This is a genomic window from Erythrobacter ramosus, from assembly GCF_009828055.1.
Classification (GTDB): domain Bacteria; phylum Pseudomonadota; class Alphaproteobacteria; order Sphingomonadales; family Sphingomonadaceae; genus Erythrobacter; species Erythrobacter ramosus.
Genome location: NZ_WTYB01000001.1, coordinates 1,178,911 through 1,195,364, shown reverse-complemented (window position 1 = coordinate 1,195,364; position 16,454 = coordinate 1,178,911). Strand labels below are relative to the sequence as shown.

The following is a 16,454-nucleotide window of genomic DNA, read 5'->3' as shown; positions in this document are numbered from 1 at the left end:
AAATTCGTTCAGGCGGCCAGCTTGCCCGCGATGGTGGCGACATGGGCGCCCTGGAAACGGGCCCCGGCCAGCTCGTTGGCGCTCGGCATCCGGCTGCCGTCATTACCAGCCAGCGTCGATGCGCCATAGGGGGTGCCGCCGCTGATTTCCCCCATCTCGGCATTGCCTTCGAAGGTGTAGGGCAGGCCGACGATCACCATGCCGTGATGCAGCAGCGTTGTGTGGAACGAGGTGATGGTCGTCTCCTGCCCGCCGTGCTGGCTGGCGGTGGAAACGAACACGCTCCCGACCTTGCCGACCAGTGCCTTGGTGAACCACAGCCCACCGGTCTGATCGAGGAAGTTGCGCATCTGCGCCGCCATGTTGCCAAAGCGGGTGGGGGTGCCGAAGATGATTGCATCATAATCGGCAAGCTCATTCGGGTCGGCAAGGGGGGCCGCCTGATCGAGCTTGATCCCCGCACCCTTGGCGACCTCATCGGGCACCAATTCGGGAACACGCTTCACGAAAACCTCGGTGCCGGGGACGCTGGCAGCGCCTTCAGAAACCGCAGCGGCCATCGCCTCGATATGGCCATAGCTCGAATAGTAGAGCACCAGCACCTTGGTCATGCGCGCGTTTCCTTTAGAATTTGTAGCCGACTTCAAAGCCGTAGCGCGCCGGACGGGCGCGGAACACGAAGCCGCCAGGCGAGAATTCGGCGTTGTAAGTCTCGTCGAACAGGTTCTGCGCGAAGGCGGTGAGCGACACGCCATTGGCCAGCGTTACGCCCGCGCGCGCGTCAACGATATCGACCGGCTGGCGCACCGTGGTGTTGAACGGCTCCCACCAGGTCTTGCCCGTGCGGCGGTAATCGATCCGCACCAGCGCATCGACGGTGTCGCTGATCGCACCGGCATATTGCGCGCCGAGGTTGAGCGTGTAGTTCGAGATCTGCGGCGCCTTGTTGCCGATCACGCTCGCGTCAGGGAAGTCCTTGATCTCGCTATCGGTCACGCCAATCGCGGCGTTGATGTCGAAATCGGGCAGGATTTCCGCGGTCGCTTCCAGCTCGAAACCGTTGAGGCGGGTTTCAGGGATGTTGCCGAGGTTCTGGGTCGAGGACTGGGCAAGGAAGACGAAGAAGTAGCTGTTCTTCGACAGCGTGGTGTAGGCCGCGCCTGCCAGACGGACGGGGCCGAGCTGCGCCTTGGCGCCGATCTCAAAGGTATCGGCGGTTTCCGCACGGAAGATGTCGCCCACGCCGACGATCGCGGCCGCAGAGGCTTCCGCTCCGACGCCGGTCTGGTTGAACCCGCCTGAACGGAAGCCCCGGCTGTAACCGCCGTAGATCGTCAGATCGGGGGTCGGCTCATAGGTCAGGGTCAGCTTCGGCTGCCAATCGTCGAACACCGCAGTGCGGACCTCGCCGCTCTGCGCCTGCGGCACGCCGGGCACCACGGGCAGGAAGCCCTGCGGGGTCAGCGTGGTCTGGCGGCGCTTGTCACGGTCATAGCGCAGCGAAGCATCAACGCGGAACTGATCGGAGAATTCATAGCCCGCATTGGCGAACAGCGCCCAAGCGAAGTTCTCCTGACCATCGGCCAGATAGGAGAACTGCGGGTTGAGCGGATTGGTCGAAGGCGAACGGAACACCGGGAAGACGCCGTTGTTCGTATCGATCATGTTGCCAGTCGAAATGAAGCGCGTGGTGTCGATCAGGTAGCCACCGGCCATCCAGTTGAAGGCGCGGCCATCCTCGGGCGAGGCAAGGCGCACTTCCTGGCTGAAGGCCTTCACGTTGAGATACTGGCTCTGGTTGAGGTCAAACCCCTTACCGGGTCCGATGATCGCTTCGAACAGGTTGAAGAAGAAGCTGTCCGGGATCGGCAGGAAGTCGAAGGCGTCGCCGGTCAGCACTTCCTTGACCGTGTCGTAGGACGAGATCGAGGTGAACACCGCGTTGTCACCGGCATATTCGATCTTCAGCGCAGCATTGTAGATATCGCGGTCGTTCTGGCCGGGGTTGTTCACCCGCACCGGAGCAACCGTGTTCACGTCATTGACGATGTTGTAATAGAGCCCCTGCGTGCGCAGCTGGTTCATCGACCCGCGCAGGTCGAAGGTCAGCTTGTCGGTGGCTTCGATCAGCAGATTGGCGCGCAGGCTGAAATCTTCGACCGGATCGGCTTCGTCATTGAGGAAGGTGTTCTCGATGAAACCGTCGGTGTTGTAGTACGAGCCTGCGACGCGGAACTTGACGTTCTCCGCCAGTGGCCCGCTGATCCCGCCGCGCAGGAAATAGCCGAAGCCATTGTCGACGCCCGCAGTGATGTTGCCCGCGAATTCGTCGGTCGGCGCCTTGGTGGTGATGATGATCGCGCCGCCGATGGCGTTACGACCATAAAGCCCCCCTTGCGGGCCCTTGAGCACTTCGATCTGCTCGATATCGAACAGATCCTGGTTGAATTGTGCGGGGTTTACTTGCTGCACCCCGTCAACAATCACTGCGACCGAAGGCTCGGAATTGCGGTTCTGGGTGATCCCGCGAATGATGACGAAGGCGTTGCCCGCGTTTTGCGTCTCGACCAGCGTGACATTGGGGGTCAGCGCGATGAAGTCGGCCGGACGCTCGATCCCGGCATTGCTGATCGCCTGCGAATCGAACGCGGTGACGGCAGCCGGGGTGTCCTGAAGCGTTTCGCTGCGGCGCAGGCCAGTGACGACGATACCCTGATCGTCGATCGCCTCTTCAGTGGGAGCGGCCTCCTGCGCGGCGAGCGGCGTTGCTGCCAGCGCGGCGGCCGTCAGAGCAGTGGTGCTGATAAGCCTGCGCGTGGCGCGGCCGATGCCCGAAGTCGTCATATCTCTCTCCCCTGTGCGCGCGTCATCGCGTCGCTCTATTGGCGATCCCTCCCTTAAAGTGAGTTATGAAATTCGCAATGCGAAGTCAACTTCGATATGCGAAAACATTACTAGGTGTGGCGGCAGAGCAACGGCAAGGCTCGCGCGCGCCGTTTCGCTATATGCGGTCGGCGTGTGGTTGGCGGGTTATGGGCGGGTTATGCGCGGGTTATGCGCGGGTTATCGGCCGGTTGAAGGTAGCGACCCTGCCGGCCTGAGCCGAGGCAGGCATCAAGGCCGCAAAGACGCCTCCAGCGCGGGCCAGCGCTTGAGCGAGGCCTCAATCTCCCCGGCTGCTGCGCGCAGCAACGGCAGGCGGGTGCGGACCAGTTCGTCCTGCGAGATGCGGGTGGTGGAGGTGGAGCAATTGATCGCGGCGATGACCCGCTTGTCGCGCCCGAAGATCGGCACAGCGACAGAGACGATGCCGTAATCCAGCTCGTCCAGCGCCGAATCGTAACCGCGCTGCGTGATCAGATTGAGCCGTTCGGCGAGGGCTGCGCCGTCGGTGACCGTGCGTTCGGTAAAGCGCTGGAACGGTGCGCCCGCCATCAGCGCGGTCCGCTCGCCTTCGGGCAGATACGCAGCCAGTGCCTTGCCGAGCGAGGTCGCGTGGAACGGAAAGCGGGTGCCCACCCCTGCCGCGACCCGGAATCGCCGGTCGGTGCTAACGTGCGCCACATACAGGATTTCCGCGCCCGACAGCACGGCGAGGCTGGCGCTGTCGCCGGTTTGATCACGCAACCCTTGCAGCGGTGGCAGCACCACCTGTTCGATCTGCATCGAAGCGAGGAAAGCCGATCCGATTGTCAGCACTGCGGGGCGCAGCAGGAATTTGCGCTCGTGCTGGCCGACATAGCCCAGCTCCACCAACGTGATCAGGCACCGCCGCGCCACTGCCGGGGGCAGCGCCGTCTTGGCCGCCACCTCGGACAGGGTCATCTCAGGGTGGTCCTCGTCAAACGCCTTGAGGACGCGCAGGCCGCGCTCCAGCGTCGAGAGAAATTCCGGGTCTTTCCCCCCGGCAACCTTGTCTGCGGGTTCAGCCCCTGCGGATCCCATGCACTGGCCTTTCGATGGAGCGGCGAACAGCCGCGTCGTCGGCTCCCAATAGGGGCGGCGCGGTGACGCTGTCCATCCGCTCGCCATCGAAACTGAGCGGGAAACGGATCGTGCGGAAGGTGCCCTTCGGCCCGTTGGGGTCACTGACTTCGATCCCGAGCACCTTGGCCTGCTCGGTCGCCAGCACTTCGGCACTGTCGTAAACGGGCGAATTGGGAACTTCGAGGCGAGTCAGCTCAGCGGTCCAGTGGTCGCGGGTCTGCTTCGCGAAGATCGGGGCGAGGAAGGCGACCACATCTTCGTAATGGGCAATCCGCGCCTCGCGGCTTTCAAAGGCTGGCAGGCTCAGCATATCGGGCTGGCCCACAGCGACCGCGAGATTCTCCCAGAATTTGGGCGGGGACGACATGTGCAGCGCCAGCCACTTGCCGTCGGCGCACTGGAACACGTAGCTCTGGGACACGTGCGGGCGACTGTAAGGCCCCATCACCTGATCGGCGGAGAGCAGGTGGGTGAAATCGTCGAGGTTGAAGTGGCACATCGCCTCGAACATCGAGGTTTCGACCACCCGGCCCTTGCCGGTCAGGTGCCGCTCGTTGAGGGCGGCGAGGATGCCCAAGGCGGTGTAGAAGCCGGTCATGGCATCGGCGATGGCGGGGCCGACGACGCGGGGGTGTTCGGGGTTGACCAGCAGCCTGAGGAAGCCGGACGCGGCTTGCGCGACGGTGTCGAAAGCGGGGCGATCACGCTCCGGCCCCTCGCTGCCGAAGCCGGAAATCGAAGCATAGACCAGCGCCGGGTTGATGGCCTGAAGGCGCTTCGCGTCCACCTTCAACCGGTCGGCAACGCCCGGGCGGAAGTTCTGGATGAACACGTCCGCGTCTGCGACCAGACGGTCTAGCACCGCGAGGTCTTCAGGGTTCTTCGGGTCGATCGTGATCGAACGCTTATTGCGATTGTACGTCTGAAAATGCGGCGAATAGAGTTCGCCCTTGAAGCTGCGGAACGGATCGCCCGTGCCCGGCTGCTCCACCTTGATGACATCCGCGCCCAGGTCGGCCAGCAGCATCCCGGCGGCAGGGCCAGTGATGAAAGTGCCCATTTCGAGCACAATAACGCCTGCTAATGGCCGAGCTGTCATCCAACAAATCCCATCTGCTTGCCCCAAGCTTGCCTTGAGTTCGATGTGACACTATATTCTTCGCATAACGAAATCAACTTCGAATATCGAAAAGGAACGCCCCATGCGCATCGGCAAGCAGGATAACGCCGTGACTTCGATCTGCACCTCGGACGCCGAGAGCATCACGGTGCGGGGCATGGATCTGTGTAGCGAGGTGATCGGTCATGTCGACTTCACGAGCTACTTCTGGCTGCTGGTGACGGGCACCATGCCCTCCACGCCGCAGAAGGCGCTGGCTGACGCGGTGCTGTGCGCGATTGCCGAACACGGCCTAGTGCCGAGCGTGGTCGCCACCCGCATGACCTACGCCGCCGCGCCCGAAGCCTTCCACGGCGCGGTCTCAGCAGGGCTGCTCGGATGCGGTTCTGTGGTGCTTGGGAGCGCCGAGGTCGCGGGCAAGTTCTACGCGCAGGTCGTCGCCGATGCGGAAGAGGGCGATCCCGCCGCGACCGCCATCGCCGCGATCAAGGCGCTGCGGGCCGAGAAGAAGGCGATCCCCGGCTTCGGCCACCCGCAGCACTCCGGCGGGGATCCGCGCGCGCACCGGCTGCTGGCGCTCGCCAAGGAGCACGGCATGGAAGGCAAGCACATCGCCATGCTGCGCACCATCGAAGCCGTGCTGCCAGAGGCGATCGGCCGCTCGCTTCCCATTAACGTCAACGGAGCAATCCCCGCTGTGATGCTGGATGCAGGCTTCCCGCTCGCGGCGCTGAAGGGCATCTCGCTCCTCGCCCGCACCGCCAGCCTGATCGCGCATTTGCAGGAAGAGACCGAGCGGCCCATCGGCTTCATCATGAGCGGCGCGGCGGCGGAGCGGATCGGGTTCGACGACGGGAGCGAGTAAGCGCGCTTGATCCGGCGCCCGACGCGCGCCACTGTCGGCGCAACACGGACAAGGGGACGAACATGATCGCGCGGCATTTCATTTCTTTGGCAGCGCTGCTGGCGGCAACGCCTGTGCTGGCCGACACGCCGCTCACCCTGAGCGAGACGGAGCAGGCGGCCCCCGCCCTGCCGCGTATCCTCGCCCCGCGCGAGCGCGCAAGCCTTGAAAACCGCATCCTTGCCGAACGGCTCGATACCATCATCCCGCAGATCATGCGTGAAGAGGGGATCGACCTGTGGCTGCTGGTGGCGCGCGAATATTTCGAAGAGCCGGTGGTCGCCACCATGCTCGATGCCGAGAACATGCACGCGCGCCGGCGGACGATCCTCGTGTTCCATGATCCGGGCGAGGGCAAGCCAGTCGAGCGCCTGACCGTCAGCCGCTATGGCCTTGGCGGGCTGTTCGCACCCACGTGGGATCCCGACAAGCAGCCCGACCAGTGGCAGGCCGTCGCCGACCTGATCGCGGCGAGAGACCCGGCGAAGATCGCGATTAACTCCTCCGATCTCTACCAGTTCGCTGATGGCATGACGTTGAGCCAGTACGACAAATTTATGCAGGCCCTCCCGCCCGCGATGCATGACCGGATCGTGAGCGGTGAGAACCTCGCGATCCGCTGGCTCGAAACGCGGACGCCTTCAGAGATGGAACTTTACCCCACGGTAGTGCGCCTCGCGCATTCGGTGATCGGCGAGGCGTTCTCTCGCAAGGTCATCACGCCGGGCGTGACCACGGCAAGCCAAGTGCAATGGTGGTATCGTGACCGGCTGATGGCGCTGGGCCTTGATCCGTGGTTCCACCCTTCGGTCGCGATCCAGCGACAGGGTGCCAAGGGCATGATCGAGGGCGACGAGGTGATCCTGCCGGGTGATCTGCTGTGGACAGATTTCGGCATCACCTACCTGCGGCTCAACACCGATACCCAGCATCTGGCCTATGTGTTGAAGCCCGGCGAAACCGAAGCGCCTGCGGGGCTGCGCGCGGGGCTGGCGAATTCGAACAAGGTGCAGAATTTCCTCACCCGCGCCTTCAAGGTGGGCATCAGCGGCAATGATGCTCTGGCGCAGGCGCGCAAGGATGCGATTGCCGCGGGGCTTGATCCGTCAATCTACACCCACCCCATCGGCCACCACGGCCACGGCGCGGGGCCGAGCATCGGGTTCTGGGACAACCAGAAGGCTGACCCACGCGGCAGCGGTCCGATCCGCGCGAACACCGCTTGGTCGATCGAGTTGACCTCCTATGCGGCGGTGCCGGAATGGGGCGGCCAACGGGTCGACTTCCGCACCGAGGAAGACGCCTTTTTCGACGGCACAACCGTGCGCTACATCGACGGACGCCAGACGGAAATCACGCTAATCCCGTCGGATTAACGGCGGATCGACGAACCGATGCCCTTCGCGCGGGTGCTCACCTTCCACACTTCGGAATCCGAGGTGATGTAGAGGTCCGACAGGTCCGACCCGCCCCAGCCGACATTGCTCGCGCGGATCGGCAGTTCCAGAGTCGCGATCCGCGATCCGTCCGGGGCGATCACGCAGACCCCCGCCGGGCAGGTGGCAAAAACGCGGCCTTCGCTGTCCACCCGCAAGCCATCGACCGGGAACCGCGCGCCCTCCAGCGCCAGATCGGCCAGCAGCCGCTTGTCCCGGGCACTGCCATCAACGGCGAGGGTGTAGGCCCAAACGGTGTTGGTCGCGGAATCGCTGACATAGAGCGTCGCTTCGTCAGGGGAGAGCGCGATGCCGTTGGGTCGGTCAAGCTTGTCGTCAATCAGCACCATCCGCCCGCTCGCCTCATCGAAGGCATAGACGCCGTTGAAGCCGACTTCGGACGCGCGCTGCACACCGTCATAGGCGCTGCCAAGGCCATAGGGCGGATCGGTGAACAGGATCAGCCCGTCGCTGCGCACCACCATATCATTGGGGCTGTTGAGATGCTTGCCCTGATAGGCCGCAACCACGGTTTGCCGCCCGCTCTGCGGCGTCCAGCGGGTCAATGTGCCGCTACCATGTTCGGCATTGAGCAGAGCGCCGGCGCGATCGAAAGTATGGCCGTTGGCGCGCGATGACGGGGTGTAAAGCACGCGCGGTGCTTCGCCGGGGGTCATTACATAGACCGTATCACCCGAGATATCGCTGAAGATCACTCGCGCCCCGTCCCACACCGGGCCTTCGGTGAAGTTGTATCCCTCACCCACCTTTTCCATGCTGCCAGGAACGAACACGCCGTCATCTTCCACTGGCCAGCGATCGGGCACTTGCGCGCACGCGCTGCTGGCTGCCAGCGCCGCAATTCCAGCGATCAATCCCCACATGTTGCGCATGAACGGCTTATCCCTTTTCTGGCCCGCAATGCCTCTGCTTGCGCTTTCACCGGCGGATGCGCCAGCACTTTTGAGGGGAGCCGCAAGGGTTGCGAAAGCCTCACGCGGGGGGCATTGGGGAGGCCAGACAGGAGATCATTCCCATGCGTCAGATCGACCATTTCATCGTCGGCGACAGCCCGGCCCCGACCCGCAAGCACGCCATCTGGAACCCCTCGACCGGCGAAGTACAGGCCGAAGTCGCGCTGGGCGATGCCGCGCTGCTTGCCCGCGCGGTGGAGACTGCCAAGCGCGTCCAGCCTGCGTGGGCGGCCACCAACCCACAGCGCCGCGCGCGGGTGATGTTCGCCTTCAAGGCGCTGGTCGAAGCGAATATGCAGAGCCTCGCCGAGATGCTCTCGTCGGAGCATGGCAAGACCGTGCCGGACGCCAAGGGCGATGTGCAGCGCGGGCTGGAAGTCATCGAATATGCCTGCGGCCTGCCCCAAATCATGAAGGGCGAATATACCCACGGTGCGGGACCGGGGATCGATGTCTATTCGATGCGCCAGCCGCTCGGCATCGGGGTCGGCATCACCCCGTTCAACTTCCCGGCGATGATCCCGATGTGGATGTTCGGCATGGCCTGCGCGGCGGGCAATGCCTTCATCCTCAAGCCCTCGGAACGCGATCCGAGCGTGCCGGTGCGTCTGGCCGAACTGTTCCTTGAGGCGGGCGCGCCCGAGGGTCTGTTGCAGGTCGTCCACGGCGACAAGGAAATGGTCGACGCGATCCTCGACCACCCCGATATCGCCGCGATCAGCTTCGTCGGAAGCTCGGACATCGCGCAATACATCTACGCCCGCGGTTCTGCGAACAACAAGCGCGTGCAGGCGTTTGGCGGGGCGAAGAACCATGGGATCGTGCTGCCCGATGCCGATCTCGATCAGGTCGTCACTGACCTGACCGGCGCGGCCTTCGGCTCGGCGGGCGAGCGCTGCATGGCGCTGCCGGTGGTGGTGCCGGTGGGCGAGGAGACGGCCGAGCGGCTCAAAGAGAAGCTGCTCAAGTCCATCGCTGCCTTACGCATCGGTGTGTCGAACGACCCCGAGGCGGATTACGGCCCGGTCGTGACCCCTGAACACAAGGCGCGGATCGAACAGTGGATCACCACCGCCGAGGAAGAAGGCGCAGAGATCGTCGTCGACGGGCGCGGGTACACCTTGCAGGGGCATGAGAAGGGCTTTTTCGTCGGCCCGACGCTTATCGACCACGTCACCCCGCAGATGAAGTCCTATCAGGAGGAAATCTTCGGCCCAGTCCTCCAGATTGTGCGCGCGAAGGACTTCGAGGAAGCCGTGCGCCTGCCCAGCGAGCACCAATATGGCAACGGCGTCGCGATCTTCACCCGCAACGGCCACGCCGCGCGCGAATTTGCGGCGCGGGTGAACGTGGGCATGGTCGGCATCAATGTGCCGATCCCGGTGCCGGTCGCCTATCACTCCTTCGGCGGGTGGAAGCGGTCAGGCTTTGGCGACATCGACCAATATGGCACCGAAGGGCTGCGGTTCTGGACCAAGAACAAGAAGATCACCCAGCGCTGGCCCGATGGCTCGCCTGACGGCTCCAACGCTTTCGTGATCCCCACGATGGGGTGATAGAGGTGCGCCGCCTTCCTCTGATCGCCCTTACCCTCTTGCTGCCGGCCTGCGACAGCCGGGTCGATCCTGCGCCCGATACGCCCGCCGAAACCCCGATATCGGGTGAACCCGGTGGTGGCATCAGCGATGGCGCAGACTCGCCGCTCGATCCGGCGATTGCCGCCGGTGAGATTCCCGCACGCTTCCACGGCGTGTGGGACGCAGTGACCGGCACATGCGATCCCGCCTCGGACATGCGGGTGGAAATCACATCGCGGCGGATCGAATATTACGAGAGCGTCGGCGACGTTTCCGGTATGGGGAGCGAGGGCGACGATGCGATCGCCGACCTCGTGATGGAAGGTGAGGGCGAGACTTGGGTGCAACCCGCCCGCCTCTCGCTCGAAACCCTGCCGGACGGCGAGCAGCTGCGGATTTCCGATGCGCTCAAGCCCGAGAGTCCGGACGATCCGCTGCGCAAGCGCTGCCCGGCCTAAGCCGGGCCCGCGCACACCCCGCCACATAAGTTGCTAGACATGCGCCATCCGCGCTTGGCGTGATGCATCATTTGCGGCTAAGCACCGCCGCGCTATGGTAAACCAACCCCTGACCGTCCCGGCGATACGTTAAGGCCTGACCCGGACACGCATGAAGCAGGTCTTCGCCAACATGGGCTGGCTCTTGGGTGGACGCGGGTTCAACGCGGTCCTGAGCCTCGTCTACCTCGCCATTGCCGCACGCACGCTGGGCACGGAAGGCTTCGGCCATTTCGCGCTGATCATCGCGCTGGGGCAGGCGATCACCGGCTTTTCCAGCTTCCAGACCTGGCAGTTCATCGTCCGCTGGGGGGCCAACCCGGACGAGCCGGGCGTCGATCTCCAGCGCGCACGCGAGGCGACGGGGTTTGCGGTCGCGCTTGATGGCGTGTCAGTCGCGGTCGGCACGCTAGCGTCAGCGGTGCTGGTGCTGACCGCGCCGCTCTGGCTCGATGTGCCGGCGGAGCTGATGTGGCTGACCTTTGCCTATTGTGTCATCTCGCTGCTGACGATCCGTACCACGCCCACCGGGATGCTGCGGCTGCATTCCGAATATGGCCGCGCGACCTGGGCCGAAGCGGTGCAGCCGGTGATCCGCGCGGGCGGCGCAGTGCTGGCGTGGTGGGCGATGCCCGATGTGACGGGCTTCATCCTTGCCTTTGCCCTGTCTGAAGTCGGCACGGCCATCGCCCTATGGATCGTCGCCGCGCGGGTGCAGCCGGTGCCGCTGTCCTCGATCAGCCTGCGGGCGATCCCCGCGCGGCACAAGGACGCGTGGCGGTTCGTGCTGTCGACCAATATGTCGGGCAGCCTCGCGGTGGCGGGCAAGCAGGTGATGATCCTGCTGGTCGGCACCTTTGGCGGGGCATACCTCGCGGGCGGCTTCCGCATCGCCAACCAGCTGGGCGTGGCGCTGATCGCGCTGGCGCAGACGATCTCGAAGGCGATCCTGCCAGAGCTCGTGCAATCGCGCGACGGCGCGGTCGAGATTGCGCGGCGGATGGCGAACATCGCGGCGATTGCCGGGGTGACGGCGGTGGTGACGGCGATCCTGTTCGGCCGCCCCGGCCTTGCCCTGATCGCGGGCGAGCAGTTCACCGGGTTCTACTGGGCGATGATCATCCTCAGCATTGCGGGCGCGGTGGAGCTGGTGGGCGCGAGCCTTGAAAGCCTGCTGATTTCGGCCGGCAAGGCGCATGTCGCCTTTCTTGTCCGGCTGTTCCCGACAATCCTTGCGCTGGTGATGCTGGAGCTGGCGATCGGGTGGAAGGGCGCACAGGGCGCGGGCTTCGCGGTGCTCGGGTCGAGCGTGCTGACCGTGGTAGGGTTCTATCTCGCCATCGTGAACCTGAAGCAGTTCCGGCTGGTGGTGGACGAGCCTGACGCTGAAGGGGCGGACAATCCGCCCGCCCCTCCTAGATTATAATCCCGCTCAGGGTGAGCGAGTGCTGTCTTTTCTCACCCCTCGTAAGCCAGCTTCGGCTTCCGCGCCGCGCCGGTTTCATCAAGCCGGCGGCGGGGAGCGTAGTAGGGCGCCTGCTTCAGCGCTTCGTCACCTGCCAGCGCCCGTTCCACCACCGCGCGGAAGGCGGTGACAAACTGGTCAATCGCGGCCTTGCTCTCCGTCTCGGTCGGCTCGACCAGCATCGCGCCGTGGACCACCAGCGGGAAATAGACCGTCATCGGGTGATAGCCCTCGTCGATCAGCCCCTTGGCCACATCCAGAGTCGACAACCCGCCGCCGAAATCCTTGTCGCCGAACAGCGCCTCATGCATGCACGGACCGCTGGCGGCAAAGGGCGCGTGGAGGATGTCTTCCATCGCGCGCAGGATGTAATTGGCGTTGAGCACCGCATCCTCTGCCACCTGCTTCAGCCCGTCCGCGCCGTGGCTGAGCATGTAGGTGAGCGCGCGGGTGAACATGCCCATCTGGCCGTGGAACGCGGTCATGCGGCCAAAGGTCGGCCCGCGCTCCTCACGGTCTTCTTCCTCGACGAGGTAGAACGTGCCTGCATCATCCTTGCGCACAAAGGGCAGCGGCGCATAGGGCGCCAGCGCCTCCGACAGCACCACCGGCCCCGAACCCGGCCCGCCGCCGCCGTGCGGGGTGGAAAAGGTCTTGTGCAGGTTGATGTGCATCGCATCCACGCCCAGATCGCCCGGGCGCACTTTGCCGACGATGGCGTTGAAGTTCGCCCCGTCGCAATAGACATAGCCGCCCACCGCATGAACCGCATCGGCGATTTCGCGGAAGTCCTTTTCGAACAGGCCGCAGGTGTTGGGGTTGGTGATCATCACCGCCGCGACATCCGGCCCCAGGCGAGCCTTGAGTGCTGCCACATCGACCCGGCCTTCCGGCGTCGCGGGGATATCCTCGACGCGGTAGTTAGCGAAGGCGGCGGTGGCGGGGTTGGTGCCGTGCGCGCTTTCCGGCACCAGCACCACTTCGCGCGCATCGCCGCGGGCTTCGTGCGCCGCGCGGATCGCGAGGATCCCGCACAGCTCGCCATGCGCACCGGCTTTGGGGCTCATCGCGACCGCCGGCATCCCGGTCAGCGTGCACAGCCAGCCACCGAGCTGGTGGATCACTTCCAGCGCGCCCTGCACTGTCGACTGCGGGGCGAGCGGGTGGATGTCGGCAAAGCCGGGAAGCCGCGCCATCTTCTCGTTGAGGCGCGGATTGTGCTTCATCGTGCAGCTGCCGAGCGGGAAGAAGCCGAGGTCGATCCCGTAGTTCTGGCGGCTGAGGCGCGTGTAGTGGCGCACCGTTTCAGGTTCGGTTAGGCCGACGAGCCCGATGGGTTCGCTGCGCGCCAGCCCACCGAGGCGGGTCGGTGCGGCGGGATCGATCGCGGGCAGATCAACGCCGGTCACATCGACTCGGCCGATTTCGAACAGCAGCGGCTCTTCCAGCATCAGTGCGCGGTTGCCGGTGGTGGTGGCGGGGCCATTGTGCATCCCGTCTTCGGAGAGTTCCATCGCGGGCTTCCAGCCGGATTGGTTGGGGGCGTTCATCACACGGTCTCCTTGATGCTGGCTTCCAGCTCCTGCGCAAGGCGCTCGATATCTTCCTCGGTGGTGGTCTCGGTCACAGCGACCAGCAACGCGTGTTCCAGCGCTTCGACCCCCGGATAGAGCCGCCCGAGCGACACCCCGCCGAGCACGCCCCGGTCAGCCAGATCACGCACAATCTCCCGCGCGGGCTTGCCGCCGAGCATCAGAGTGAACTCGTTGAAGAAGGAATTATTGAGCACTTCGACGCCCGGCACCTTGGCGAGCCGGTCAGCGGCGAGGCAGGCCAAGCGGTGGTTATCCGCCGCCAGTTCGCGCAGGCCCTTTTCGCCCAACAGCGTCATGTGGACGGTGAAGGCCAGAGCGCACAGCCCGGAATTGGTGCAGATGTTGCTCGTCGCCTTCTCGCGGCGGATGTGCTGTTCGCGGGTGGACAGGGTGAGCACGAAGGCGCGCTTGCCTTCCGCATCGGTGGTCTCACCGCACAAACGGCCCGGCATCTGGCGCACGTGCTTGGGATCGCGCACCGCGAACAACCCGAGATACGGCCCGCCAAATTGCAGGCCGACGCCGAGCGACTGGCCTTCACCTACCACGATGTCCGCGCCCATTTCACCGGGAGACTTGATCGCGCCTAGGGCCACCGGCTCGGTGTTCACAACCACCAGAAGCGCGCCCTTGGCATGGGCGGCTTCGGCCACTGGGGTGAGGTCGCTGATACGGCCCAGAATGTCGGGATACTGCACCACAACGCAGGCGGTGTCCTCGTCGATCCGGGCGATCAACCCGTCCAGATCAGGCTCAGCAGTGATGGCAGGCATGGCGTCGGCGATGGTGTCACCGGTGAAATGCGCCATGGTCTTCACGACCTGCGCATAATGCGGGTGCAGCGCGCCCGACAGCACGGCGCGCTTACGCTTGGTCACACGGGTCGCCATCGCCACCGCCTCCCAGCACGCGGTCGACCCGTCATAGAGCGAGGCGTTGGCAACCGCGCAGCCATAGAGCCGCGCGACCTGCGTCTGGAATTCGAACAGTACCTGCAACGTGCCTTGCGCGATTTCCGGCTGGTAGGGCGTATAGGCCGTCAGGAACTCGCCGCGCTGGATGATGGTGTCGACGCTGGCGGGGACATGGTGGCGATAGGCCCCCGCGCCGAGGAAGAACGGCACTTCGCCCGCCACGAGGTTCTTGGCCGCCAACGCCTTCATATGGCGTTCGACCGCCATTTCGCTCGCGTGCATCGGCAGACCGTGGATCGGGCCGTCGAGCCGCGCCACTTCGGGCACGTCCACGAACAGATCATCGACCGTGGCGGCGCCGATGGTCGCCAGCATCGCCTGCCGGTCGGTATCGGTGAGGGGGAGGTAGCGCATGGTGTTCAGCCTCGTGTGGAGAGGGGAGAGGTTGAGTGTGTGGTCAGAGGCCTTCGACGAAGGCCTTGTAGCCATCTTCGTCCATCAGCCCGTCAAGCTCGCCTTCGTCGGCAATGGTCATCTTGAAGAACCAGCCGCCATCTTCGGGCGAGGTGTTGACCAGCGCGGGGTCTTCTTCCAGCGCCGGGTTCACTTCGGTGATCTCGCCGGTGATCGGGGCGTAGACGTCCGATGCTGCCTTGACGCTTTCGACCACGGCGGCGTCCTTGCCCTGCTCGATCAGCGCCCCGACTTCGGGCAGTTCGACGAACACGATGTCGCCAAGCTGGCCCTGCGCATATTCGGTGATGCCAACGGTGGCGATATCGCCTTCGACATCGATCCATTCGTGTTCGTCAGTATAGTAACGCATGGGTCAGCTCCCTCGGTAATAGCGGTGGGGTACGAAAGGCGTGGGCGAAACGGTGGCAGCGAGGCGCTTGCCCCGCACCTCGACTTCGAGCGCGGTGCCGATGGCGGCATATTCGCTCGCGACATAGGCCATGGCGATAGGCGCGCCCAAGGTGGGCGAGAAGCCGCCGCTGGTGACGATTCCGATATGCGCCTCGCCTGCAAAGACTTCGGCGCCTTCACGCGCGGGCAGGCGGCCTGCAATGGTCAGGCCGACCCACTTGCGGGCCGTGCCTTCATTGATTTCACGGACGATCCGGTCGGCACCGGGGAAGCCGCCCTCGGTGCGGCGGCGCTTGTTGATACCGAACACCAGGCCCGCTTCGATGGGGCTGGTCTCCGGCGACATGTCGTGGCCGTAGAGCGGCAGTCCCGCCTCAAGCCGCAGCGAATCCCGCGCGCCAAGGCCGATGGGTTTCACCTCGGGTGCGGCGCAGAGCAGGTCCGCGACTTCGGCGGCGGCATCGGCGGGGAGCGAGATTTCGAACCCGTCCTCCCCAGTGTAACCCGCCCGCGCGATGGTCACTTCATGGCCCGCCAGCTTGAACTGACCGAACTTCATGAAGGTCAGCGCGCTCAGCGGATATTCGCCGGTCGTATGGCGAGCAAGCGCATCGGCCGCCTTCGGCCCCTGCAAGGCGAGCAGCGCACGGTCATCGAGGTAGTTGAGCGTGATGTCGTCGGGCAGCGCTTCACGCAGCGTGCCCATATCGTCCCACTTGGTCGCGCCGTTGACGACTAGATACAGCGCCTCGGGCCAGCGCGAGACCATCAGGTCGTCGAGCACCCCGCCCTCTTCATCTAGCAACAGCGAATAGCGCTGCTGGCCGAGCTTCAGCGTCGACAGGTCGATCGGCAGCACGGCCTCGACCGCCGCATCGAGATCGGGGCCGGACAGCAGCAGTTGGCCCATGTGCGACACATCAAACAGCCCCGCGCTCTCCCGCGTCCAACTATGCTCGGCAACGATGCCTTCATACTGGATCGGCATCTCGTATCCCGCGAACGGCACCATCCGCGCGCCGCGCGCACGGTGCCAGGCATCAAGCGGCAGCGCGTCCAAGGGGATATCTTCGAGATGGTCTTCGGTATCGTGGTCGGTCACTCGGAATATCCCCGGC

General features: G+C 64.8%; 14 protein-coding genes. 5 read left to right on the top strand and 9 right to left on the bottom strand.

The features are described 5' to 3' along the window. Positions 1–8 precede the first annotated feature (8 nt). From wrbA to GRI59_RS05940, 4 genes are all read right to left on the bottom strand, one after another. Positions 9–611 carry an NAD(P)H:quinone oxidoreductase gene (gene wrbA / locus GRI59_RS05955; RefSeq protein WP_160760229.1) on the bottom strand — a complete coding sequence of 201 codons (603 nt, stop codon included), beginning with the start codon at positions 609–611 and terminating at the stop codon, positions 9–11. Positions 612–624: 13 nt separating this feature from the next. Next, positions 625–2,844 (bottom strand): TonB-dependent receptor, encoded by a 2,220-nt coding sequence (locus GRI59_RS05950; protein ID WP_160760228.1) that lies wholly within the window; start codon positions 2,842–2,844, stop codon positions 625–627. A gap of 270 nt (positions 2,845–3,114) precedes the next feature. Continuing rightward, positions 3,115–3,945, bottom strand: a complete 831-nt coding sequence (locus GRI59_RS05945) for an IclR family transcriptional regulator domain-containing protein (RefSeq protein WP_160760227.1) — start codon at positions 3,943–3,945, stop codon at positions 3,115–3,117. Further along, a complete protein-coding gene (locus GRI59_RS05940; protein WP_160760226.1) occupies positions 3,926–5,086 on the bottom strand; it encodes a CaiB/BaiF CoA transferase family protein in 1,161 nt (386 codons plus the stop codon). The genes GRI59_RS05945 and GRI59_RS05940 overlap by 20 nt, the downstream gene beginning before the upstream one ends. A 103-nt stretch (positions 5,087–5,189) precedes the next feature. Here GRI59_RS05940 and GRI59_RS05935 point away from each other — a divergent pair, with 103 nt between their 5' ends. After that, on the top strand, positions 5,190–5,972 hold the full coding sequence (locus GRI59_RS05935; RefSeq protein ID WP_160760225.1) for a citryl-CoA lyase: 783 nt from the start codon (positions 5,190–5,192) through the stop codon (positions 5,970–5,972). A 62-nt stretch (positions 5,973–6,034) separates the two neighbouring features. Then, a complete protein-coding gene (locus GRI59_RS05930) occupies positions 6,035–7,387 on the top strand; it encodes a M24 family metallopeptidase (protein WP_160760224.1) in 1,353 nt (450 codons plus the stop codon). On the opposite strand, the gene GRI59_RS05925 is transcribed toward GRI59_RS05930, so the two are convergent. Beyond that, positions 7,384–8,340, bottom strand: a complete 957-nt coding sequence (locus tag GRI59_RS05925; RefSeq protein WP_160760223.1) for an SMP-30/gluconolactonase/LRE family protein — start codon at positions 8,338–8,340, stop codon at positions 7,384–7,386. The two genes, GRI59_RS05930 and GRI59_RS05925, sit on opposite strands and share 4 nt — an antisense overlap. Before the next feature lie 143 nt (positions 8,341–8,483). Here GRI59_RS05925 and GRI59_RS05920 point away from each other — a divergent pair, with 143 nt between their 5' ends. The 3 genes from GRI59_RS05920 to GRI59_RS05910 all read left to right on the top strand — a co-directional run bounded on the left by GRI59_RS05920 (position 8,484) and on the right by GRI59_RS05910 (position 11,921). Beyond that, positions 8,484–9,977, top strand: a complete 1,494-nt coding sequence (locus GRI59_RS05920) for a CoA-acylating methylmalonate-semialdehyde dehydrogenase (RefSeq protein ID WP_160760222.1) — start codon at positions 8,484–8,486, stop codon at positions 9,975–9,977. 5 nt (positions 9,978–9,982) lie between these two features. Continuing rightward, the gene (locus tag GRI59_RS05915) at positions 9,983–10,456 is read left to right on the top strand and encodes a hypothetical protein (protein ID WP_160760221.1); all 474 of its coding nucleotides are present in this window, start codon (positions 9,983–9,985) and stop codon (positions 10,454–10,456) included. 151 nt (positions 10,457–10,607) lie between these two features. After that, positions 10,608–11,921 (top strand): lipopolysaccharide biosynthesis protein, encoded by a 1,314-nt coding sequence (locus GRI59_RS05910; protein ID WP_160760220.1) that lies wholly within the window; start codon positions 10,608–10,610, stop codon positions 11,919–11,921. A 32-nt stretch (positions 11,922–11,953) separates the two neighbouring features. On the opposite strand, the gene gcvPB is transcribed toward GRI59_RS05910, so the two are convergent. The 4 genes from gcvPB to gcvT are packed head-to-tail and all read right to left on the bottom strand — an operon-like array spanning position 11,954 to position 16,438. Then, on the bottom strand, positions 11,954–13,510 hold the full coding sequence (gene gcvPB / locus GRI59_RS05905) for an aminomethyl-transferring glycine dehydrogenase subunit GcvPB (protein WP_160760219.1): 1,557 nt from the start codon (positions 13,508–13,510) through the stop codon (positions 11,954–11,956). After that, positions 13,510–14,883, bottom strand: a complete 1,374-nt coding sequence (gene gcvPA / locus GRI59_RS05900) for an aminomethyl-transferring glycine dehydrogenase subunit GcvPA (protein ID WP_160760218.1) — start codon at positions 14,881–14,883, stop codon at positions 13,510–13,512. Before gcvPA ends, gcvPB begins: the two co-directional genes overlap by 1 nt. A gap of 43 nt (positions 14,884–14,926) precedes the next feature. After that, positions 14,927–15,295, bottom strand: a complete 369-nt coding sequence (gene gcvH, locus GRI59_RS05895; protein ID WP_160760217.1) for a glycine cleavage system protein GcvH — start codon at positions 15,293–15,295, stop codon at positions 14,927–14,929. A 3-nt stretch (positions 15,296–15,298) separates the two neighbouring features. Beyond that, positions 15,299–16,438 carry a glycine cleavage system aminomethyltransferase GcvT gene (gene gcvT / locus GRI59_RS05890; protein ID WP_160760216.1) on the bottom strand — a complete coding sequence of 380 codons (1,140 nt, stop codon included), beginning with the start codon at positions 16,436–16,438 and terminating at the stop codon, positions 15,299–15,301. Positions 16,439–16,454 lie beyond the last annotated feature (16 nt).